The sequence below is a fragment of the Streptomyces sp. NPDC047515 genome, assembly GCF_040643055.1.
GTDB lineage: Bacteria > Actinomycetota > Actinomycetes > Streptomycetales > Streptomycetaceae > Streptomyces.
Genome location: NZ_JBEYTM010000004.1, coordinates 56,513 through 79,306 on the forward strand (window position 1 = coordinate 56,513; position 22,794 = coordinate 79,306).

Sequence of the window (22,794 nt, forward strand, 5' to 3'; positions counted from 1 at the left end):
AGACGCGAGCGCAGCCTGCTAGGTCTGAGGCGCGCAGGCTCGCAGCGCAACTTGTAGCATACGGGGGCAGCCGGGCACGGTCAATGCGCGAAGGCGCACACCCGGGGCACAACAGCCCATATCCGGCAGAATTCGTGTCTCCCGAGGCCACATCGGCCCCCGGGAGATAATCCGTGGGTACGGAGCCGTACGGACAGCTGTCCCCGGGGGCATACCGCGTGCGGCGGGGTGAAGGCAAACTACAACGACGGGCACGATGAGCCAAGAGATCTACGCGGCCGAACCCGAAGCGACTCGCCGCGACGCCTCGGAAGCCGAGAGCAGCCGGGCCAGTCGCGGCTGGTGGGACCGGAACGCCGACGAGTACCAGAGCGACCACGGCGCCTTCCTCGGCGACGACCGTTTCGTCTGGGGGCCGGAGGGGCTCGACGAGGCCGAGGCCGGTCTGCTCGGCCCCGCCGAGTCGCTCAAGGGCCTGGACGTCCTGGAGATCGGCGCGGGCGCGGCGCAGTGCTCGCGCTGGCTCGCCGCCCGGGGAGCCCGTCCGGTGGCCCTCGACCTCTCGCACCGGCAGTTGCAGCACGCGCTACGAATCGGCGGTGAGGTCCCCCTCGTGGAGGCCGACGCGGGCGTGCTGCCCTTCCGGGACGGCTCCTTCGACCTGGCGTGTTCCGCCTACGGCGCGGTGCCGTTCGTCGCCGACCCGGTGCAGGTGTTCCGCGAGGTGCACCGGGTGCTGCGCCCCGGGGGCCGCTGGGTCTTCTCGGTGACGCATCCGATCCGCTGGGCGTTCCCGGACGAGCCCGGGCCCGAGGGGCTCTCGGTCGCGGCCTCGTACTTCGACCGCACCCCCTACGTCGAGCAGGACGAACGGGGCGACGCCGTCTACGTCGAGCACCACCGGACACTGGGCGACCGGGTGAGGGACGTGGTGGCCGGCGGTTTCCGTCTGGTCGACCTGGTCGAACCGGAGTGGCCCGCCTGGAACCACCAGGAGTGGGGCGGCTGGTCCCCGCTGCGCGGGAACCTGATCCCGGGCACGGCGATCTTCGTCTGCGAACGGGACCGTCGACGGGACTGATGCCGCTTCCGCTCCCGGGAGCGGTCTCGGGTGCGGGCGCCGGAGCACGCCGTACGAGACTGGGGGCGTGATCCGTACCGACGCCCTCGACCAGTTGCCCGTACGCACCGCTGTGCCCGCCCTGGAGCGGGCGCTCGACGACCGCGGTGTCGCGGTGCTGTGCGCGCCGCCCGGCACCGGCAAGACGACCCTCGTACCGCTGGTCCTGGCCGGTCTGACCGGTGGCGGGCCGGTGCGCCGGGTGGTGGTCGCCGAGCCGCGGCGGATCGCGGCGCGGGCTGCGGCACGGCGGATGGCGTGGCTCATCGGTGAGCGGGTCGGCGGGCGGGTGGGGTTCACGGTCCGCGGGGAGCGGGTGGTGGGGCGCGACACCGTGGTGGAGGTGGTGACCACCGGGGTTCTGCTTCAGCGGCTGCAGCGCGACCAGGAGCTGGCCGGGGTCGACGCGGTGATCATCGACGAGTGCCATGAGCGGCATCTGGACGCGGACACGGTCGCCGCGTTCCTTCTTGATGTGCGGGAGGCGATCCGGCCCGACCTGCGGCTGGTGGCCGCGTCGGCGACGACGGACGCGGCGGGCTGGGCGCGGCTGCTGGGCGATGCACCCGTGGTGGAGGCACGGGGTGTCTCGCATCCGGTGGAGGTGGTCTGGGCGCCGCCCGCCTCGCCGGTGAGGCCGCCGCACGGGATGAGGGTCGATCCGGCGCTGCTGACGCATGTCGCGGCGACCGTGCGCCGGGCACTGACCGAACGGGACGGCGATGTGCTGTGCTTCCTGCCCGGTGTCGGCGAGATCGGGCGGGTGGCGGGGCAGCTGGCGGGGGTGGCGGCCGAGGTGCTCCAGGTGCACGGGCGGGCTCCGGCCGCGGTGCAGGACGCGGTGCTGGCCGGGTCGTCCGGGAGTCGGCGGGTGGTGCTGGCGACCTCGGTGGCGGAGTCGTCCCTGACGGTGCCCGGGGTGCGGATCGTGGTCGACTCGGGGCTGGCCAGGGAGCCGCGTACCGATCACGCGCGGGGGCTCAGCGCGCTGACGACGGTGCGGGCGTCACAGGCGGCGGGGAGGCAGCGGGCGGGCCGGGCCGGGCGTGAGGCGCCGGGGGCGGTGTACCGGTGCTGGGAGCAGGCGGAGGACGGGCGGCTCGCGCGGTTCCCGTCCCCGGAGATCAGGGTCGCGGATCTGGCGGCGTTCGCGTTGCAGGCAGCGTGCTGGGGCGATCCGGACGCGTCGGGGCTGGCGCTGCTCGATCCGCCGCCCGCGGGTGCGATGGGCGCGGCGCGCGAGGTGCTGAGGGCGGTCGGCGCGGTGGACGGCGACGGCCGGGTCACCGACCGGGGCGTCCGGATGTCCCGGCTGGGGCTGCATCCGCGGCTGGCGCGGGCGTTGCTGGACGGCGCCGCCGAGGTGGGCGGGCGGCGGGCGGCCGAGGTGGTGGCGCTGCTGAGCGAGGAACCACCACGGGAGTACGGCGATGATCTGGCGGCCGCGTTGCGCACCGCCCGGCGGGGCGGGGACGGGTATGCGGCGCGCTGGCGGCAAGAGGTCCGGCGGCTCTCCTCCTCGGTCCAGGGCGCGGGCGCGGGTTCGGGCCCGGACGACGGAGCCGTCGGTCTGGTGGCCGCCCTGGCCTTCCCGGAGCGGGTGGCGCGGGCGCGGGGCGAGGGGGCGTTCCTGATGGTGTCGGGGACGGGTGCGCAGGTGCGGGACGGATCGGGGCTGCGCAGTGCGCCGTGGCTGGCGGTCGCGGTCGCGGACCGGCCCGCGCACTCGGCGTCCGCGCGGGTGCGGCTCGCCGCCGTCATCGACGAGGACACGGCGCGGACGGCCGCCGGCCATCTGCGGTTCGCGGGCGAGGAGGTCCGCTGGGCCGGCGATGATGTGGTGGCCCGCCGGGTGGAACGGCTGGGTGCCGTCGAACTGTCCGTGCGCCCGCTGAAGGAGCCGGCGCCCGAGCTGGTGCGCGAGGCGCTGATCGAGGGGCTGCGGCGCGAGGGGCTCGGGCTGTTGCGCTGGACGCGGGAGAGCGAGCAGTTGCGGGAGCGGCTCGCGTTCTTGCACCGGGAGTCGGGGGCGCCCTGGCCTGATGTGTCGGACGGCGCCCTGCTGGACCGTGCCGGTCAGTGGCTGGAGCCCGAACTGTCGCGGGCCCGGCGGCGCTCCGACCTGGCGCGGATCGACGCGGGGCAGGCGCTGCGGCGGCTGCTGCCGTGGGCGACCGGTGAGGCGGCCCGGCTGGACGAGCTGGCGCCGGAGCGGATCGAGGTACCGAGCGGCTCCCGTATCAGGGTGGAGTACGGCGGGGCGCAGCCCGTGCTCGCGGTGAAGCTCCAGGAGTTGTTCGGCCTGCAGGAGACTCCGAGGGTGGCCGGGGTGCCCGTGCTGGTCCATCTCCTGTCCCCCGCCGGCCGCCCCGCAGCGGTCACCGCGGATCTGGCGTCGTTCTGGCGGGACGGCTACCGGGCCGTGCGGGCGGAGCTGCGCGGCCGCTATCCGAAACATCCGTGGCCGGAGGACCCCACGACGGTGGAGGCGACCCGGTTCACGAAGGCGCGGCTCAGGAAGCAGTGAACGCCGGAAGGCCGATGCAGAACACCCCGGTCCGGGTGAGGACGGCGATCCTGCCGTCGGCCATGGGCTGCAAGGACTGCACAACAGGAGCGCACCTGGCGCAGCACACCCAGCAGAAATCTGTCACCGGCGCGCGCGAGGAATCGGGAACGGCTCAGCGCGAGCAGACCCGCTGGACGGTGACGGGTACGGGGGCCTTCGTTCCCGGTGCCGGCGCGGGCGCGGGCACCCGGTCGGGTTCGAGCCTCGCGGCCTCCTGCCACCAGGAGAGCAGGAGGTCGATCTCGAACCGGTCCGCCGACTCGTCACCGGCCGTCGGCTCGGGCCCGCCCTTCTGCGTCGCGCTGCCGGGGTCCCTGAAGCAGTGACCGTGGAACGCGACGCGGATGTCCTCGGCCGTGAGGGTGTGGTGATCCGCGCGTGCCAGTCCGTCGAGCAGCGCCGGCGCGATGCCGCGGTGCAGGGTCCGCACCCCCAGGTACTGCTTGCCGATCCCGTGGATCACAACGACGGCGGCCATGTTGTTCCCCCCGTCCCCGGCAGGATCGTACAACTGGCCTACGTGGGAAGGTGGGTTGAACGCGCGGGAGTGCGCCTGCCGGGGCGCGGTCAGGCGACCGTCGGCTCCGGTTCCTCCCGCCCAGCGGGCTCCGGCTCACCCGGGCGCCGGGAGCGTGCCTCCAGCCACAGGGCGAGCGCGAGCAGTCCGGCGCCGAGGACCAGGAAGCCCCAGGGCAGATACGAGGTGAGCAGCAGGACCAGCAGGCGCTGGGACGTGACCAGGGCGACGATCGAATCGACGTAGTCCTCGCGCATCTTCACATGCCCGGCGAACACGGTGACGGTGTCCTGGGGCATGCCCATCGCCTTGGCGTTGCGCAGTTCCTCCTTGTGGATCTCCTCGCCGTTGACGGGCGCTCCGGTGACCGGGTCCACCCAGAACATCCGCTTGGTGGTGTACCAGCGGGTCATGCCCGTCTTCGCGATCTGTTCCGAGGTGACGCCTTTGATGGGCATCTTCTTCGGCATCGGGACCTTGGTCCACGGGATGGTCTGCTCGAAGTAGTAGACGTCCATGCCGTGGAAGGTGCGGGTGCCCTTGTAGTGGATGGGCGAGCTGGTGCGGGCCTGGGCGTCGAAGTACTCGTAGTCGCGTTTCTGGGTGAGGAAGGGCCACTTGAACTCGATGCCCTCGCGCCTGACCGGGTCGCCGTCGACCGATTCCCCGGTGGCGTGGACGGGGGCCTGGCTGTGCGCGTCGAAGATGTAGCGCTCGGGGATCTCGGAGACCATCTTGCCGTCCGGACCGACCACGTAACTGAGGGCGTCCCAGACGACGACGTCGCGTCCGGCGCTGCGCTCGATCTTCTCGGACTCCTCCACATTTCCCTTGAGGGTCTGCACGATGGTGACCTTGGGGACCTGCTTGACCTTCATGTTGTCGTTGTAGTCGAGGAGGGTGGCGGGCTTCGCCTCCAGCACCGTCTCCTGGTACTGACTGGGCGGGATCTTCGCCAGCCTCGGGAAGGCGTACCAGCGCAGCAGGGGCGACATGGCGACGAAGAAGACGGCGAAGGCCAGGAGTACGAGGCTGGCTCGGCGGCGCATGGTGGTGCCCTCCCTCAGCTTCTGTTGCTTCTTCCGGTGGCTAGTTCTTGGGGCCCGGGACGGTGGTCAGCAGAGGTTTGGGCGAGGTTTCTCCCGGCGGGGCGCCGATCGCGCTGATGGTGAGGACGAGCGCGAGGGCTGCGGCCAGTCCGATGGCGGCGGCGACGAAGGCACGCATGCCGGATCCTCCCGGGGAGCACGGATCTGATGGGTCGTCAGGGTTGGGGCACCGTAGCAACGCGGGCACGAGATGAGAACACGTAGGACAGCCCCTCTGCCGGGTGGTGGCGGAGGGGCGGTCGTGGCATACGGCGGGTCAGGCGGCGGGGGGCTCCGGGGCCGGAGATGCCGTCGGGGCCTCGATCCTGAGCTCGATGACGACCGTGGCGCCGCCCTCGGTGGTGAGGCGCAGCTTGTACGTGCCCTCGGTGTCGTCGGCGTAGATCTTCGGGAGCTTCAGGATGCCGTCGGCGTCGGTCGTGAGGTCCGTGAGGGTACGGACGGTCTTGCCGTCCGCGTCCTTGAAGTACGGGCCCTTGTCGTTCTCGGCCGGCTCGTCGGCGTCGGTGATCATGGTGGCGGTGACGGCGACCCCGGAGGCGATCGCGTCCTTGTAGGTGGCCTTGACCTCGACGGTGTCGGCGAACTCGGTGCCGGGCGCGGCGGTCAGTGCCTTGTCGTCGGTCCTGATGATCGCGTCGGCCCGTCGGGCGGTGACGGTCGCGGAGTAGGTGACGGCGGGCAGCGAGCGGCCGGTGGCGACGGCCCGCACCGTGAACTTCCCCGTCGTCTCGCCCGCCTTCAGCACCGGGGCGGTGACCGTGCCGTCGGCTCCGGTGAGGAGGGTGACGGCGGTCTTCCCACCGGTGAAGGCGGCGTCCGTGTCACCGGCGACGATGAAGGTCACGGAGACCCTGGCGAGCGGGCCGCCGAGGCTGTTCCTGGCCCGCACCTTGATCCGCTCGGCGAACGCGTCGCCCGCGGTGGCGGTCAGCGGGCCGGTGCCGGCGTTCTCCACACCCGCGAGGGTCTGCGACGGCGTGGGGGTGGGCTTCGGGGACGGGGTGGTCGTGCCGCCGCCCGGCTTCGAGGGGGCCGGGCTCGGCTCCGGCTTCGGCTTCGGCTTCGGCTTGGTCGTTCCGGACGGCGAAGGGGACGGAGTCGGGCGGCCGGGGCCCGGGTCCGTACCGCCGCCGAGGCCGGACGGGACCGCTCCGGTGCCATCGGGGATCTCATGGGTGCCGCGCTTGTAGTAGTCGAACCAGGAGCGGACCGTACGGAGATAGACGTCCGAGTGGTTGTAGCTCAGGACCGCCCGGTCGAGATCCGCGGCGACGGACAGATCACGGGAGCCGGCGCAGAGATAGCGTCCGGCGGCGAGCGCCGCGTCGTAGATGTTGTTGGGATCCTTGCGGCCGTCGCCGTTGCCGTCCTGTCCCCAGGTCGCCCAGGTGGATGGGATGAACTGCATCGGGCCGACGGCACGGTCGTGGGTCGAGTCCCCGTCGTACACCCCGTTGTCGGTGTCCTTGATCATGGCGAAGCCCCGGCCGTCGAGGACCGGGCCGAGGATCGGGGAGAACGTGGTGCCATTCGCGTCGACCCTGCCGCCGCGGGCATGGCCGGACTCGACCTTGCCGATCGCGGCGAGCAGTTGCCACGGCAGCCGGCAGGCGGCGTCGCTGTCGGCGAGGTTCTGCTCGGCCTTCTTGTACGCGGCCAGGACCGAAGCCGGTATGCCCGATTCCGCGCTGCCGGTGACGGGGAGGTTCGTGCTGGTCCCCGGTTTGTCGGGGGTGTTCAGCGGCGGCAGGTCCGTGTAGTACGGCGAGTTGCCGGTGGCCGCGCCGCTGTCGGGCGAAGGCGCCGTTCCGGTGGGCTGCGGGTCGCTGCTGTCGCCGACCAGCGGAGTGCCGGGGGCTCCCGAGGCGGAGAGCGCCGCCACGGCGACGGCAGCCACAGCGGTGGTGGTCGCCCCCTTGCGAAGTCGGCGACCGAATTGCGCTGCCATACCTCAGGTCCCTCCCCGTCGACGGCTGTCCGCGCTCCCCAGCGCCAGGACTCAGGCGACCCTACGGCAACTTGTGCCGCCGGGACACTGCGCCCCGACCGGTTCTTACCTGTTTTTCACGTTCCGGACAGCAAGTTGTACGGTCGCGGCCGGGCGGAGGCCGGAGGCTCGCGCATACTGGCCGCCATGCCGTTCACACTCAGTCATGCCGCCGCCGTGCTGCCGGGGATACGGCGGAACGGAACGGCGCGGGGTCCGCTGTTCGCCTCGGCCCTCGTCGCGGGTTCGTTCGCCCCCGACATGACGTACTACGCGGACACCGCGATCCCGGGCGCCATGGAGTTCGGCCAGGTCACCCACTCGGTAGGGGGCGTGTGCACGGTCGATGTGCTGATCACGGCGGCGGTGGTGGCGCTGTGGCTGTTGCTGCGCGAACCGTTGGTGGCGTTGCTGCCAACGGCCTGGCAGGGACGGGTCCATGCCTTCGTGAGGGGGCGGCGAGCTCCATGGCGCGTCCGGGACGGTGGGTGGTTCGTGCTGTCGGCGGTCCTCGGGGCCGCCACCCATGTCGTCTGGGACGCCTTCACGCATCACGACCGGTGGGGTGTGCGGCGGATCCCGGTGCTCGGCCAGAACGTCGGCGGATTTCCCGCGTTCCAGCTGGTGCAGTACGGCAGTTCGGCGGCGGCACTGGCGGTGCTCGCGTGGTTCACGGTTTCGGGGCTGCGGCGGGTGGGGGCGCGCCCCCGCCCGCCGTCCGTGCCGGTGCTGGACCGTGGCGAGCGGTGGGCGGCGGGCGCGCTGCTGAGCGTCTGCGTACTGCTCGGCGTCGTGCACCGGTGCGCACGCTGGTACGCGTATTTCAAGCACATCGACACCCCGCTCGACATCATCCCGACCGCCTGCTTCGGCGCGGGCGCGGGATTGGCGGTAGGCCTGGTGCTGTACGGGGTCTGGATGCGGCTGCGGCGTACGCGCGCGTCCGCTCCCCCGGTCGCCGCCGGACGGACCTGATTCCTCCGGGGCCCGTCCGGCGCACCGGCGCGTCAGTGCGCCGCGGACTCCCAGTCCGTACCGACGCCGACCGAGACATCCAGCGGGGCGCGCAACTGCACGGCCGTGGACATCTCGTGGCGGAGGATCTCCTCCACCTGCGCCCGCTCGCCCTCGGCGATCTCCAGGACGATTTCGTCATGGACCTGAAGGAGCATGCGGGACTTCAGATTCCGCTCGGTCAGCGCCCGGTCGACCTGGAGCATGGCGACCTTGACAATGTCCGCCGCCGTGCCCTGGATCGGGGCGTTGAGCGCCATCCGCTCGGCCATCTCGCGGCGCTGGCGGTTGTCGCTGTTGAGGTCGGGGAGGTAGCGGCGGCGGCCGAAGACCGTCTCCGTGTAGCCGGTGGCCCTGGCCTCCTCCACCACGCGGTGCAGATAGTCACGCACTCCGCCGAACCGCTCGAAGTAGGTGTCCATCAGCCCGCGCGCCTCGCCCGCCTCGATGTTCAGCTGCTGGGACAGGCCGAACGCGGAGAGCCCGTACGCGAGTCCGTAGCTCATGGCCTTGATCTTGCGGCGCATCTCCGGGTCGACGGCGGACTTGTCGACGCCGAAGACCTGCGAGGCGACCGTGGTGTGCAGGTCCTCGCCGGAGGTGAACGCCTCGATCAGGCCCGCATCCTCGGAGAGGTGGGCCATCACCCGCAGCTCGATCTGGCTGTAGTCGGCCGTCATCAGCGTCTCGAAGCCCTCGCCGACGACGAAGCCCCGGCGAATGGCCCGGCCCTCGTCCGTACGGACCGGGATGTTCTGCAGGTTGGGGTCGGTGGAGGAGAGCCGGCCGGTCGCCGCCACCGTCTGGTTGAACGTGGTGTGGATACGGCCGTCGGCCGCGATCGTCTTGATCAGGCCCTCGACCGTGACCCGTAGCTTCGCCTGCTCGCGGTGGCGCAGCATGATGACCGGCAGCTCGTGCTCGGTCTGCGCGGCGAGCCAGGCCAGGGCGTCGGCGTCCGTGGTGTAACCGGTCTTCGTCTTCTTCGTCCTGGGCAGACCCAGCTCACCGAAGAGCACTTCCTGGAGCTGCTTGGGCGAACCGAGGTTGAACTCGCGGCCGACCGCGGCGTGCGCCTCCTTCACCGCCTGCTGCACCGCACCGGCGAACTGCTGCTCCATGCCTTCCAGATGGGCCCGGTCGGCGGCGATGCCGTGCCGTTCCAGACGGGCCAGCAGAGCGGACGTCGGCAGCTCCATGCCGTGCAGCAGGTCCGTCGCGCCGACCTCTGCCAGCCGGGTGGTGAACGCGTCGCCCAGATCCAGGATCGCGCGGGCCTGCGCCATCAGGGCGTCGGCCTCGGCCCGGTCGTCGGCGCCGAAGGCCAGCTGCCCGTCGGCCGCCGCCGCGGTAGCCAGCTCCCGGCCGAGATACTCCACCGCCAGCGCGTCCAGCGCGAAGGAACGACGGCCGGGCTTGACCAGATAGGCGGCCAGCGCGGTGTCCATCGTGACGCCGTCGACCTGCCAGCCGTGCTCCGGGAAGACCCGCATGGCGCTCTTCGCGTTGTGCATGACCTTCGGCCGCCGCGCGTCGGCGATCCAGGCGGCGAACGCCTGCTCGTCGCCCTCGTCGAGCTCCGCGGGGTCGAACCAGGCCGCCGCGCCGTCGGCCGCGGCGAGCGCGACCTCGGTGACCGTGCCGGCACCCACCGCCCATGTGTCCACGGTGGCGACGCCGAGCGGCTGCCCGCCGTGCTCGGTGAGCCAGGGCGCCAGCTCGCCCGCGCCCAGCACCGCGCCGTCCAGCTCGATGCCCGCGGCGGGAGCCGGGGCCTCGTCCTCGGCCGCGCCCGGGTCGACGGCCAGCAGCCGCTCGCGCAGACTCGGGTTACGGATCTCCAGGACGTCCAGCACACCCGTCACCGCGGTGCGGTCGTACGGCGCGCGCTCCAGATCCTGCGGGGTCTTCGGCAGCTCCACGTCGCGGACCATCTCGGTCAGCCTGCGGTTCATCCGCACCGCGTCCAGGTGGTCCCGGAAATTCTGGCCCGCCTTGCCCTTGACCTCCTCGGCCCGCTCCACCAGCTCGTCGAACGAACCGAACTGGTTGATCCACTTCGCGGCGGTCTTCTCGCCGACGCCCGGGATACCGGGAAGGTTGTCCGACGGGTCACCGCGCAGCGCCGCGAAGTCCGGATACTGCCGCGGCGTGAGCCCGTACTTCTCCTCGACCTTCGCCGGGGTGAAGCGCGTCAGCTCCGAGACCCCCTTGGTCGGGTACAGCACGGTGACGTTGTCCGTGATCAGCTGGAACGAATCCCGGTCACCGGTGACGATCAGCACCTCGAAACCGGCCGCCTCGGCCTGGGTCGCCAGCGTCGCGATGACATCGTCCGCCTCGAAACCATCGACCGCGAAACGGTCGGCGCGCATCGCGTCGAGCAGCTCGCCGATCAGCTCCACCTGCCCCTTGAACTCGTCCGGGGTCTTCGAGCGGTTCGCCTTGTACTCCGGGAACTCCTCCGAGCGCCAGGTCTTGCGGGAGACGTCGAACGCCACCGCGAAATGCGTCGGCGCCTCATCACGCAGCGTGTTCGCCAGCATCGACGCGAAGCCGTACACCGCGTTCGTCGGCTGCCCCGACCCTGTTGTGAAATTCTCCGCAGGCAGCGCAAAGAACGCCCGGTACGCCAGGGAGTGCCCGTCCATCAGGAGGAGGCGCGGTCGGTTGTCTGCCGTCTTCTTCGATGCCGTCTCAGCCACGCCCCCGATCCTGCCACGGACCACTGACAATCCCGACCGGACGTGACACCCCGGCCCCTCTGTCGGTGCCGCGTGACAAAATCGCAGGACGAACACCTACCGCATCAATGCGTACGGCGCACCGCGCAGGTCCGCAGTCGGCTCGAAGGGGAGCGCACCATGGCCACGAAGCCGCCCGCAGGTGACCCGGTCCAGGACGCGCCGCGGATCGCGCCGGCGCAGCACGCCGCCGCCGGACTGCCGGCCGTGGCCCACAGCCTGCTGATCGCCCAGCAGCAGATGGGTGTGCGGCGCACCGCACAGACCCTCCTCAAGGTCAACCAGAAGAACGGCTTCGACTGCCCCGGCTGCGCCTGGCCCGAGGGTGACAAGCGGCACACCGCGGAATTCTGCGAGAACGGCGCCAAGGCCGTCGCCGAGGAGGCGACGCTGCGCCGGGTCACCCCCGACTTCTTCGCCGCCCACCCCGTCGCCGACCTCGCCTCGCGCAGCGGGTACTGGCTGGGCCAGCAGGGCCGGATCACCCAGCCGATGTACCTCCCCGAGGGCGCCGAACGGTACGAGGCGGTGACCTGGGAGCGCGCCTTCGGCATCATCGCCGAGGAGCTGGGCGCGCTCGGCTCCCCCGACGAGGCCCTCTTCTACACCTCGGGGCGCACCAGCAACGAGGCCGCGTTCCTCCTCCAGCTGTTCGCCCGCGAATTCGGCACCAACAACCTCCCCGACTGCTCCAACATGTGCCACGAGTCCTCCGGCTCGGCACTGACGGAGACCATCGGCATCGGCAAGGGCAGCGTCTCGCTGGAGGACCTCCACCAGGCGGACCTGATCATCGTCGCCGGACAGAATCCCGGTACCAACCATCCCCGGATGCTCTCCGCCCTGGAGAAGGCCAAGTCCGCGGGCGCGAAGATCATTTCGGTGAATCCGCTGCCCGAGGCCGGTCTGGAGCGGTTCAAGAACCCGCAGACGCCGCTCGGCATGATCAGGGGCGCCGCACTCAACGACCTCTTCCTGCAGATCCGCATCGGCGGCGACCAGGCCCTCTTCCGACTCCTCAACAAACTGATCCTTCAGACCGAGGGCGCCGTCGACGAAGCCTTCGTGCGGGAGCACACCCACGGCTACGAGGAGTTCGCCGCCGCGGCCCGCGAAGCCGACTGGGAGCAGACCCTCGCCGCCACCGGCCTCGACCGCCACGCCGTCGAGGAAGCACTCGCCATGGTCCTCGCGTCCAAGCGCACCATCGTGTGCTGGGCCATGGGCCTCACCCAGCACAAGCACTCCGTGCCGACCATCCGCGAAGTCGTCAACTTCCTGCTGCTGCGCGGCAACATCGGCCGCCCCGGCGCCGGCGTCTGCCCCGTCCGCGGCCACTCCAACGTCCAGGGCGACCGCACCATGGGCATCTTCGAACGGCCCGCGCCCGAATTCCTCGACGCGCTCGACAAGGAATTCTCGATCACCTCACCGCGCCACCACGGCTACGACGTCGTCCGCTCCATCCAGGCACTGCGCGACGGCGACGCCAAGGTCTTCTTCGCCATGGGCGGCAACTTCGTCGCGGCCACCCCCGACACGGACGTCACCGAGGCCGCGATGCGCCGCGCCCGCCTCACCGTCCACGTCTCCACCAAGCTCAACCGCTCGCACGCCGTGACCGGCACCCGCGCGCTGATCCTGCCCACGCTGGGCCGTACCGACAAGGACGTCCAGGCGAGCGGCAAGCAGTTCGTCACGGTCGAGGACTCCATGAGCATGGTCCACGCCTCGCGCGGCAACCTCACCCCGGCAAGCCCCCACCTGCTCTCCGAGCCCGCCATCGTCGCCCGCCTCGCCCGCGCCGTCCTCGGCCCCGGATCCACCACCCCCTGGGAAGAGTTCGAGAGGGACTACGCGACGATCCGCGACCGCATCTCCCGCGTCGTCCCCGGCTTCGAGAACTTCAACGCCCGCATCGCCGCCCCGGGCGGCTTCACCCTCCCGCACGCCCCGCGTGACGAGCGCCGCTTCCCCACCGCGACCGGCAAGGCCAACTTCACCGCCGCACCCGTGGAATACCCCGAACTCCCCGAAGGCAGGCTGCTGTTGCAGACGCTGCGCTCGCACGACCAGTACAACACCACGATCTACGGCCTCGACGACCGCTACCGAGGCATCAAGGGCGGCCGCCGCGTCGTCCTGGTCAACCCCGACGACGCCCGCACCCTCGGCCTCGCCGACGGCGCGTACACCGATCTCGTCAGCGAATGGAAGGACGGAGTGGAACGCCGCGCCCCCAGCTTCCGCATCGTGCACTACCCGACCGCCCGGGGCTGCGCGGCCGCCTACTACCCGGAGACCAATGTGCTGGTCCCGCTCGGCTCGACGGCCGACACCAGCAACACCCCCGCCAGCAAGTCCGTGGTCGTCCGCTTCGAGAACATCCAGGGGCAGAACCCCCAGGGGCGGACCGCCCAGAGGTAATCCGTACCACAACCCACTAAGCGTTCGCTCAGTCGTCTGATAGGAACGATGCACACAGCAATAAAGCTATGAACCACCGCAGACGATCGGAGCCGGACCCCATGGGCGAGCACACCACACCCAAGTTCCCCCAGGAAATCATCGACGAGTACGCCGCGCTCGGCATCGATCTGCCCGCACTCTTCTCCGCCGGCCACCTCGGCGAGCGCATGGGCGTCACGATCGTCGAAGCCTCCGCGGACCGCGTCGTCGGCACCATGCCCGTCGAGGGCAACACCCAGCCGTACGGACTGCTCCACGGCGGCGCCTCCGCCGTCCTCGCCGAGACCCTCGGCTCCGTCGGCTCCATGCTCCACGGCGGCAGCACCAAGCTCGCCGTCGGCGTCGACCTGAACTGCACCCATCACCGAGGGGTACGCAGCGGACTCGTCACGGGCGTCGCCACCCCCGTACACCGCGGCCGCTCCACCGCCACGTACGAGATCGTCATCACCGACGAACAGGACAAGCGGGTCTGCACCGCCCGCCTCACCTGCATGCTCCGCGACGCACCGCAGACCGGCGCCGCCTGACCGCCCGAACACACCGCGCAACACCCTCGACACCACTGCCCGGCCGGACCGCATTCCGGCCGGGCAGCGCCATTCCAGCCCTCAACCACCCACGCACAAGGCGTTGCTGAGCAACCAAACCGGTCAACGCCCTTGATTCTCAAGCCCGTTGCGTGGCCCACTCGGCACCCACGACCACACCCGACACGCACCCCGCACACAACACCGCGTCGACCACATCGACCCCGATGTAACACTGCGTAACAAGCGGGCCAGGCGCAAACAACTCCGCACAGCACTCAGGACCCGGCCCCGCAGGCGCCGGGCGGTCGTCGCGCCCTCATGCAGCCTTGCCGCGCGACAGCAGCAAGATCAGCTCAAGCCCCTTAGCAGAGCTGCGAGTTCTCACCATGCGGCCACTTTCACCGACCAGCAAAAAGCCGTACATGTCCGCACAGCCACCTCAAGCCTTGCTCAAGGGCATAACAAGACAGTCACATCCTGCGGCTGACCCATCCCGGACCCCCACACCTGCGCCTAGAGTCACCGCCAGTCACCGCGCCGCCGGGCGCGTCTGCAGCACGGCCCTGTACCAACCAGTACGGCCCGGCGAACGACACGGCACCTCAAGCAGAGGAGGCCGCGCCAGGGAAAGGACCTTTCGTGCGACACCGTTCTTTGCTCATCCTCACCACAGTGCTCACCACAGGAGCACTGACACTCACCGCCTGCGGGTCGCGCGACGACAGCAACAAGAGCAGCGGCGGCGACACCCAGACCGTCGTCATCGGCCTGGACGCCCCCCTGACCGGCGACCTCTCCGCCCTCGGCCTCGGCATCAAGAACTCCGCCGACCTCGCCGTCAACCTCGCGAACAAGAACAAGACCGTCCCCGGCGTCAAGTTCGAGCTCCAGCCCCTCGACGACCAGGCCCAGCCCTCCGTCGGAGGGCAGAACGCCCAGAAGTTCATCGACAACAAGAAGGTCCTCGGCGTTGTCGGCCCCCTGAACTCCGGCGTCTCCCAGTCGATGCAGAAGCCGCTCAACGACGCCAGCCTCACCCAGATCTCCCCCGCCAACACGGGCACCGAGCTGACCCAGGGCGACAACTGGAAGACCGGCGACAAGAAGCGCCCCTACAAGACCTACTTCCGCACCGCCACCACGGACCAGATCCAGGGCGCCTTCGCAGCGAAGTACCTCTTCAACAACGCGAAGATCAAGCAGGTCTACCTGATCGACGACCAGAAGCCCTACGGCGCCGGTCTCGCCGCCTCCTTCAAGACGACGTTCACCGAGCTCGGCGGCAAGATCGCCGGCTCCGACCACGTCAACCCCGACGACCGCGACTTCAACGCCGTCGTCACCAAGGTCAAGAAGTCCGGCGCCAAGGCCGTCTACTACGGCGGTGAGTACCCTGCCGGCGCACCCCTGAGCCAGCAGCTCAAGGACAGCGTCCAGATCCCCCTCATGGGCGGCGACGGCATGTACAGCGCCGACTTCATCAAGCTCAACAAGAAGGCCCAGGGCGACATCGCCACCTCCGTCGGCAAGCCCGTCGAGGAACTCGACTCCGCCAAGAAGTTCATCGCGGACTACAAGACGGCCGGATACAAGGACGCCTACGAGGCGTACGGCGGCGGCACCTACGACGCCACCTGGGCGATCATCGAGGCCGTCAAGCTCGCCGTCGCCGAGAACAACGGCAAGCTCCCCGACGACGCCCGCGTCAAGGTCCTCGACGCCATGGCCAAGGTCAAGTTCGACGGCGTCACCGGCCCCGTCTCCTTCGACGAATACGGCGACACCACCAACACCATGATGACCGCCTACCAGGTCGACGGCGGCAAGTGGACCTCCAAGCTCAGCGAGGCCTACAAGCCCTGACCCCAGCTGCGCCCTCCCGGGCAAGCACTGACTGACACCAGACCGCGCGGGAGCGCCACCAGCGCTCCCGCGCGGTGCCATATCCGAACCACTCCACGGAGGCCCTGCGGTGAACGAACTGCCGCAACAGCTGGCCAATGGACTCATCCTCGGCGCGATGTACGGTCTCATCGCGATCGGCTACACGATGGTCTACGGAATCATCCAGCTCATCAACTTCGCCCACGGCGAGATCTTCATGATCGGAGGCTTCGGAGCTCTCACCGTGTACCTCTGGATGCCGGCCGGTGTCTCCCTCCTCGCAATCATCCCACTCATGATCATCGGCGGCGTCATATGCTCCGTCGCCGTCGGAACAGCCGCCGAACGCTTCGCCTACCGGCCTCTGCGCAACGCACCCCGACTGGCCCCACTGATCACCGCCATCGGACTCTCCCTCGCACTCCAGCAGGCCATCTGGAAGTGGTACCCCGACGCCAAGAAGGACCGCTCCTTCCCCCAGTTCAAGGGCGAAGCGATCGACATCTTCGGCGCCCACATCCAACGCGGTGACCTCTTCGTCCTCATCACCGCACCCATCTGCATGCTCGCCCTCGGACTCTTCGTCTCCAAGACCCGCTCCGGCCGCGGCATGCAGGCCACCAGCCAGGACCCCGACACCGCAAAACTCATGGGCATCAACACCGACCGCATCATCGTCATGGCCTTCGCCATCGGTGCCGCGTTCGCCGCCGTCGCCGCCGTCGCCTACGGGCTCAAAAACGGCCAGATCGGCTTCAAAATGGGCTTCATCATGGGCCTCAAAGCCTTCACCGCAGCCGTACTCGGCGGCATCGGCAACATCTACGGCGCCATGCTCGGCGGCGTCGTACTCGGCATCGCCGAATCCCTCGCCACCGGCTACATGAGCAACGTCCCCGGCATGGAACTCTTCGGCGGCGGCGCCTGGAAGGACGTATGGGCCTTCGTCCTCCTCATCGTCGTCCTGCTGCTCCGCCCCCAGGGCCTGCTCGGCGAACGCGTCGCGGATCGGGCGTGATACGGATGACCACCAACCACACCACCACACCCGGGACCACCCCCCTCCTCCCGGTCCCCACAGCCGCCGCCCGCATCGCCACCCTCGCAGGCGCCGCCCTCGCGCTCGCCGGCACCTTCCTCGCCTGGACCTGGACCAGCGAATTCCCCGGCGACCTCACCGTCACCGGCTACCCCGGCGGCCTCCAGGTCCTCACCCTCATCAGCGCCGCACTCACCCTGCTCTTCGCGCTCTCCGGGTACGGCATCCGAGGCCTACGCTGGCTCACCCCCGGCGGCAGCAACAGCCCCGTCCGCCTCCTGGCACTCGGCACCTTCGGCACCACCGGCTACACCATCGGCGCCATCGCGTACGACCTCGGCGGCGTCGTCAACCTGGAACCCGGCGCCTGGGTCAGCGGCATCGGCGCACTCATCGCCGCCATCGCCGCACTCGGCCTCCCCGACGACCAGCCACTCGCCGCCACCGCCACCGCGACCACCGCCTGGCAACGCTTCCGCAACAGCCTCGGCGCCCCACCGGCCCGCCGCGCGGGCCCCCTCCCCTCCTGGGCCGAAATCCTCATCATCGCCGTAGCCTTCGGCATCGGCCTCTACATCTTCAGCTACGGAATCGACACCGACTACGCCGAACTCTTCATCGGCTTCCTCATCACCGTCGGCTTCGCCTTCACCGCACTCCACCGCGCCGGACTCGTCTCCCGCCTCACCGCGCTGACCACAAAACACCGCAACATCACCCTCGTCGCCGCCCTCGTCGCAGCCGTCTGCTTCCCGTTCACACAGCAGAAGGAGGAATACGCGCTCATCGGCGCCAACATCCTCATCTTCGCGACCGTGGCACTCGGCCTCAACGTCGTCGTCGGCCTCGCCGGCCTCCTCGACCTCGGATACGTCGCCTTCCTCGGCGTCGGCGCCTACGCCGCCGCCCTGGTCTCCGGCTCCACCATGTCGGCCATCGGCGTCGAATTCCCCTTCTGGGCCGCCGTCCTGACCGGAGCCGGCGCCTCGCTCGTCTTCGGCGTCCTCATCGGCGCCCCGACCCTGCGACTGCGCGGCGACTACCTGGCCATCGTCACCCTCGGCTTCGGTGAAATCTTCCGCCTCACCGTCAACAACCTCAACGGCAACAGCGGACCCGACCTCACCAACGGCTCCCAGGGCATCCCGAGCATCCCCGACCTCAACTTCTTCGGATTCGACTTCGGGCTCAAGCACGACATCCTCGGCTTCAACCTCGGCAGGTCCGCCAACTACTACCTGCTGATGCTCGTCTTCACAGCCGTCGTCGTCCTCGTCTTCCGCCGCTCCGGAGAATCCCGCATCGGCCGCGCCTGGGTCGCCATCCGCGAGGACGAGACCGCGGCCACCGCCATGGGCATCAACGCCTTCCGGCTCAAGCTGCTGGCCTTCGCCCTCGGCGCCACCCTCGCCGGCCTCGCCGGAACCGTCCAGGCACACGTCAACTACACGGTGACGCCCGAGCAGTACCAGTTCGCCGGCTCCGTACCTCCCAACTCCGCATTCCTCCTCGCCGCCGTCATCCTCGGCGGCATGGGAACCCTCAGCGGACCCCTCGTCGGCGCCGCACTGCTCTACCTCATCCCGGCCAAGCTGCAGTTCATGCAGGACTACCAGCTCTTCCTCTTCGGCGTCGCGCTCATCCTCCTGATGCGCCTGCGCCCCGAAGGCCTGGTCGCCGACCGCAGGAAGCAGCTCGAATTCCACGAGACCGACCAGCCCGACGTACCGGAGCCTCGGCAGTCCGAAGAGACCGGCGCCGGCATCGCCAAGGCGGGGGCGTGACCACCATGACCACCACCACGAAAACCGCCACCACCGTCCTCGACGCAAGCGGCGTCACCATGCGCTTCGGCGGCCTCACCGCCGTACGCAACGTCGACCTCACCGTCAACGCAGGCGAAATCGTCGGCCTCATCGGCCCCAACGGCGCCGGCAAAACCACCTTCTTCAACTGCCTCACCGGGCTCTACGTCCCCACCGAAGGCAATGTCAGCTACAAAGGCACCGTCCTGCCGCCCAAGCCCCACCTCGTCACCCAGGCAGGCATCGCCCGCACCTTCCAGAACATCCGGCTCTTCGCCAACATGACCGTCCTGGAAAACGTCCTCGTCGGACGCCACACCCGCACCAAAGAAGGCCTCTGGTCCGCCCTCCTGCGCCTCCCCGGCTTCACCAAGGCCGAGAACGCCAGCCGGGAACGCGCCATGGAACTCCTGGAATTCATCGGCCTCCGCACCAAGGCCGACCACCTCGCGCGCAACCTCCCCTACGGAGACCAGCGCAAGCTGGAAATCGCCCGCGCCCTCGCCAGCGACCCCGGACTCCTCCTCCTCGACGAGCCCACCGCCGGCATGAACCCCCAGGAAACCCGCGTCACCGAAGAACTCATCTTCGCCATCCGCGACCAAGGCATCGCCGTCCTCGTCATCGAGCACGACATGCGCTTCATCTTCAACCTCTGCGACCGCGTCGCCGTCCTCGTCCAGGGCGAGAAGCTCGTCGAAGGCACCTCCGACATCGTCCAGAGCGACGAACGCGTCGTCGCCGCCTACCTCGGCACCCCCTTCGAAGGCGCCCCCGGCGCCGAAGAAGTCGCCGAGGTCGAAGCCGCCGAAGCAGGCGCCACCAAGACAGCCGACAGCACCGGCACCGCCGACGCCACCGACACCACCAGCACCGAGGAGGAGGACACCCGATGACCGCACTGCTAGAGGTCGAGGACCTCCGCGTCGCCTACGGCAAGATCGAAGCCGTCAAGGGCATCTCCTTCACCGTCGAGGCCGGCCAGGTCGTCACCCTCATCGGCACCAACGGTGCGGGCAAGACCACCACCCTGCGCACCCTCTCCGGGCTCCTCAAGCCCGTCGGCGGCAGCATCCTCTTCGACGGCAAACCGCTCAACAACGTCCCGGCCCACAAGATCGTCTCCCTGGGCCTCGCCCACTCCCCCGAGGGACGGCACATCTTCCCCCGGCTGACGATCACCGAGAACCTCCAGCTCGGCGCCTACCTCCGCAACGACAAGTCAGGCATCGAGAAGGACATCCAGCGCGCCTACGACCTCTTCCCCATCCTCGGGGAACGCCGCAAGCAGGCCGCCGGAACCCTCTCGGGCGGCGAACAGCAGATGCTCGCCATGGGCAGGGCCCTCATGTGCCAGCCCAAGCTCCTGATGCTCGACGAACCCTCCATGGGCCTCTCCCCGATCATGATGCAGAAGATCATGGAGACCATCGTCGAACTCAAGACACAGGGCACCACCATCCTGCTCGTCGAGCAGAACGCCCAGGCCGCGCTCTCCCTCGCCGACCACGGCCACGTCATGGAGGTCGGCAAGATCGTCCTCTCCGGCACCGGCGCGGACCTCCTCCACGACGAGTCCGTCCGCAAGGCCTACCTCGGCGAGGACTGAACCCCGCCCGACCGCACGAGAGAGGCCCGCACCCCGATCGATCCGGGGTGCGGGCCTCTCTCGGCTGAGCGCGCGGCTACTGGTCGCCGTCCTTCGCCGCCCTCTTCTTCTCCTCGGCATCCTCGATCAACGCCTCGGCGAGCTGCTGCATCGACAACCGACGGTCCATCGACGTCTTCTGGATCCACCGGAACGCGGCCGGCTCCGACAGACCGTAATCCGTCTGCAGAATGCTCTTCGCCCGGTCCACCAGCTTCCGCGTCTCCAGCCGCTGTGCAAGGTCGGCGACCTCACCCTCCAGCGCCTTCAGCTCCGCGAACCGCGACACCGCCATCTCGATGGCCGGCACCACGTCGCTCTTGCTGAACGGCTTCACGAGATACGCCATCGCCCCGGCATCCCGCGCCCGCTCGACAAGATCACGCTGCGAGAACGCGGTGAGCATCAGGACGGGCGCGATGGACTCCTCGGCGATCTTCTCCGCGGCGGAGATCCCATCCAGGATCGGCATCTTCACATCGAGGATGACCAGGTCCGGCCGGTGCTCCCGGGCGAGCTCGACGGCCTTCTGACCGTCCCCGGCCTCGCCGACGACCGCGTAGCCCTCTTCCTCCAGCATCTCTTTGAGGTCGAGACGGATGAGCGCCTCGTCCTCGGCGATGACGACGCGGGTCGTCAGCGGCGGAACGTGCGACTTGTCGTCGTCGGCGACGGGCTGGGGCGACTCGGGCGTGGTCACGGGGCTCCTCGGTGTGGGGCACAATACTCCTCCCACGAGCCTACCTATTCGCTCGTCACACAGCCTTGCCCGGGTATTCGGTCCAGCGACGGATTGGTGAGTCGGGGGCGCAGTAGCCTTCGACTCGGCGCGGCCGTTGCGCCAGCGGGTGCAGGCGCCGATGGCGGCGGTCGGTACCGTTGCAGGCCGAGCAGGGCAGGGCCGCACAACACGCCGATCGCGCAGGCGGAGCTGCGGCAGCGCCGGCTGGTCCGGGCGGAGGACCGCATCCGTGCCGCCCGGGACGCCGGTCTGCACAACCCGCCCCTCCACGCAGCCGCGAGAACCGGATCCGGCTGGAGATCATCCAGGTCGCCCTCGAACCTGCTGGCCTTAAATGCCGATGCTTTCCTTGATTGGCCAAGCCCGCCGCTGAGAGCCCCAAACACCTGTGGCTGCATCTGTTCTCGGCCGCCCGACTCGTCACGACCGGCTGCCGCCGCTTCCTCCGCCTGGCCCGCCACCGGCCCTGGACGGATGTAATCATCCACGTGTTCGAGTGACTGCCAAACGGTGTCGGTCCCCGGCTGACCAGCGACGAACCTGACCCGACGAGCAACCGCCGCTTCCGGAGCCCTGCACCCGGCGTTCACCCGGCGCGACAGCTGGGTCGCTGGCCCACCCACACACTGCCGGACCCGCTCGAAACATGACGAGGGCCCGTCAGCCTGCTGACGGGCCCTCATGCGCGTTCGAGGCTAACTCTCCGCGACGATGCGGCGCGCCGCCTCCGCCTTCTTTTGGTGGGCCGTGCGCAGCTTTTCCAGGGCCTCGGTGTTCTTCTCGACGTCCGCCTTCTGGATCCTGGACTCGGCCTTGAACCAGATGTCGAGCAACCCCGTCTCCTCCTTGCACCGCACGTCCGCGACCGCGGTCTTCTTCTCCTTCGCGGCGACCGTCCTGCCCTGGAACGCGCGGCTATTCATCGGGCTCATCGGGGATTCATATCGGAAGCCAGAATTCCGCATGCACGCGGACCATTTCCGGAATCCCTCCTTCACCGACGGGTCGGTGAAGGATTCTTTATAGCTCTCGGTGGCGATACGGCTCGCGACCGCCGCGCCGGCCTGGTCGTCGTACTCCTTCGAGAGTATTCCGACCGACTGGCCGAAACAGCCGTCCGCCGGAACCTCTTTCCCCTTGTACGTGACCTTTTCCCCGCCACCCTGCACCGCACCCCGCTTTCCGTAGAACACCGGAAAGGCGTCCGCCGGGAGGGCGGGCCGCTCGGTCGGCAGGGCTTCGCGGTTCGGGTGGTATCCGAAGCTCGCCGCCTCACTCGCGCTCGACAGTCCGTAGCGGCGGTCGGCGAGCTCGGGTGCGTCCGGGGCTGGCTTCGGCAACTTGTACGCGATCCCGTACGTGCGCATGCAGCGCCGCGTCAGTACCTGCTGGGCGGACTCGATCGCGGTGTTCTCGGCGCTGGTGTAGCTGTACCGGGCGATGGGCAGCCGGTCGGTGTAGGTGACCTGCCGCTCGGCCGCCGGACCGCCGGACGCGGCGGGGTTCTCGGCGGCCCTGGCCGGGCCGCCGCCCTCGCCCGCACCACTCCCGGGAGAGCAGCCGAGCAGGGCGGCGGCCAGGGCCAGGCAGGCCGGTGCCAGGCGTCGCATG

17 protein-coding genes and 1 pseudogene are annotated in these 22,794 nt (G+C 69.7%); 11 read left to right on the top strand and 7 right to left on the bottom strand.

Annotation, left to right across the window (positions count from 1 at the left end):
* Positions 1-256: 256 nt before the first annotated feature.
* Both ABZ826_RS04445 and hrpB read left to right on the top strand, forming a co-directional pair.
* Complete coding sequence (locus tag ABZ826_RS04445; protein ID WP_361441981.1) at positions 257-1,081, top strand: class I SAM-dependent methyltransferase; 825 nt, start codon at positions 257-259, stop codon at positions 1,079-1,081.
* Between the two features lie 67 nt (positions 1,082-1,148).
* Positions 1,149-3,647: an ATP-dependent helicase HrpB gene (hrpB, locus tag ABZ826_RS04450; protein ID WP_361441984.1), complete on the top strand. Its 2,499-nt coding sequence runs from the start codon at positions 1,149-1,151 to the stop codon at positions 3,645-3,647.
* A gap of 154 nt (positions 3,648-3,801) precedes the next feature.
* On the opposite strand, the gene ABZ826_RS04455 is transcribed toward hrpB, so the two are convergent.
* From ABZ826_RS04455 to ABZ826_RS04470, 4 genes are all read right to left on the bottom strand, one after another.
* Positions 3,802-4,167: a hypothetical protein gene (locus ABZ826_RS04455; RefSeq protein ID WP_361441987.1), complete on the bottom strand. Its 366-nt coding sequence runs from the start codon at positions 4,165-4,167 to the stop codon at positions 3,802-3,804.
* 89 nt (positions 4,168-4,256) lie between these two features.
* Entirely contained in the window at positions 4,257-5,255 is a 999-nt protein-coding gene (locus ABZ826_RS04460) for a DUF3068 domain-containing protein (protein ID WP_361441990.1), read from the bottom strand.
* Between the two features lie 40 nt (positions 5,256-5,295).
* Positions 5,296-5,433 carry an SPW_0924 family protein gene (locus ABZ826_RS04465; protein WP_351081551.1) on the bottom strand — a complete coding sequence of 46 codons (138 nt, stop codon included), beginning with the start codon at positions 5,431-5,433 and terminating at the stop codon, positions 5,296-5,298.
* Between the two features lie 138 nt (positions 5,434-5,571).
* The gene (locus tag ABZ826_RS04470) at positions 5,572-7,266 is read right to left on the bottom strand and encodes a lytic transglycosylase domain-containing protein (RefSeq protein WP_361441994.1); all 1,695 of its coding nucleotides are present in this window, start codon (positions 7,264-7,266) and stop codon (positions 5,572-5,574) included.
* A gap of 186 nt (positions 7,267-7,452) precedes the next feature.
* Between ABZ826_RS04470 and ABZ826_RS04475 the strand changes: the two genes are divergently transcribed.
* Positions 7,453-8,280 (top strand): DUF4184 family protein, encoded by an 828-nt coding sequence (locus ABZ826_RS04475; protein ID WP_361441997.1) that lies wholly within the window; start codon positions 7,453-7,455, stop codon positions 8,278-8,280.
* 32 nt (positions 8,281-8,312) lie between these two features.
* Here ABZ826_RS04475 and polA read toward each other — a convergent pair whose 3' ends face one another.
* Entirely contained in the window at positions 8,313-11,024 is a 2,712-nt protein-coding gene (gene polA / locus ABZ826_RS04480; protein WP_361442000.1) for a DNA polymerase I, read from the bottom strand.
* A gap of 159 nt (positions 11,025-11,183) precedes the next feature.
* Here polA and ABZ826_RS04485 point away from each other — a divergent pair, with 159 nt between their 5' ends.
* From ABZ826_RS04485 to ABZ826_RS04515, 7 genes are all read left to right on the top strand, one after another.
* Complete coding sequence (locus ABZ826_RS04485; protein WP_361442003.1) at positions 11,184-13,490, top strand: FdhF/YdeP family oxidoreductase; 2,307 nt, start codon at positions 11,184-11,186, stop codon at positions 13,488-13,490.
* 101 nt (positions 13,491-13,591) lie between these two features.
* On the top strand, positions 13,592-14,062 hold the full coding sequence (locus ABZ826_RS04490) for a hotdog fold thioesterase (protein WP_361442006.1): 471 nt from the start codon (positions 13,592-13,594) through the stop codon (positions 14,060-14,062).
* Between the two features lie 657 nt (positions 14,063-14,719).
* Positions 14,720-15,928: a branched-chain amino acid ABC transporter substrate-binding protein gene (locus tag ABZ826_RS04495; protein WP_361442472.1), complete on the top strand. Its 1,209-nt coding sequence runs from the start codon at positions 14,720-14,722 to the stop codon at positions 15,926-15,928.
* 109 nt (positions 15,929-16,037) lie between these two features.
* Positions 16,038-16,967, top strand: coding sequence for a branched-chain amino acid ABC transporter permease (locus ABZ826_RS04500; protein ID WP_361442009.1), 930 nt, complete (start codon positions 16,038-16,040; stop codon positions 16,965-16,967).
* A gap of 5 nt (positions 16,968-16,972) precedes the next feature.
* The gene (locus tag ABZ826_RS04505) at positions 16,973-18,772 is read left to right on the top strand and encodes a branched-chain amino acid ABC transporter permease (protein WP_361442012.1); all 1,800 of its coding nucleotides are present in this window, start codon (positions 16,973-16,975) and stop codon (positions 18,770-18,772) included.
* 5 nt (positions 18,773-18,777) lie between these two features.
* Complete coding sequence (locus ABZ826_RS04510) at positions 18,778-19,689, top strand: ABC transporter ATP-binding protein (protein ID WP_361442475.1); 912 nt, start codon at positions 18,778-18,780, stop codon at positions 19,687-19,689.
* Complete coding sequence (locus ABZ826_RS04515) at positions 19,686-20,402, top strand: ABC transporter ATP-binding protein (protein WP_361442015.1); 717 nt, start codon at positions 19,686-19,688, stop codon at positions 20,400-20,402. The genes ABZ826_RS04510 and ABZ826_RS04515 overlap by 4 nt, the downstream gene beginning before the upstream one ends.
* 76 nt (positions 20,403-20,478) lie before the next feature.
* Here the strand turns inward: ABZ826_RS04515 and ABZ826_RS04520 are convergent, their stop codons facing one another.
* Positions 20,479-21,141 (bottom strand): response regulator, encoded by a 663-nt coding sequence (locus ABZ826_RS04520; protein ID WP_361442018.1) that lies wholly within the window; start codon positions 21,139-21,141, stop codon positions 20,479-20,481.
* A gap of 213 nt (positions 21,142-21,354) precedes the next feature.
* On the opposite strand from ABZ826_RS04520, the pseudogene ABZ826_RS04525 reads away from it, so the two are divergent.
* A pseudogene (locus ABZ826_RS04525) lies at positions 21,355-21,683 on the top strand (IS1380 family transposase); the annotation flags it as partial.
* 195 nt (positions 21,684-21,878) lie between these two features.
* Here ABZ826_RS04525 and ABZ826_RS04530 read toward each other — a convergent pair.
* Positions 21,879-22,793, bottom strand: coding sequence for a hypothetical protein (locus ABZ826_RS04530; protein WP_361442021.1), 915 nt, complete (start codon positions 22,791-22,793; stop codon positions 21,879-21,881).
* Position 22,794 lies beyond the last annotated feature (1 nt).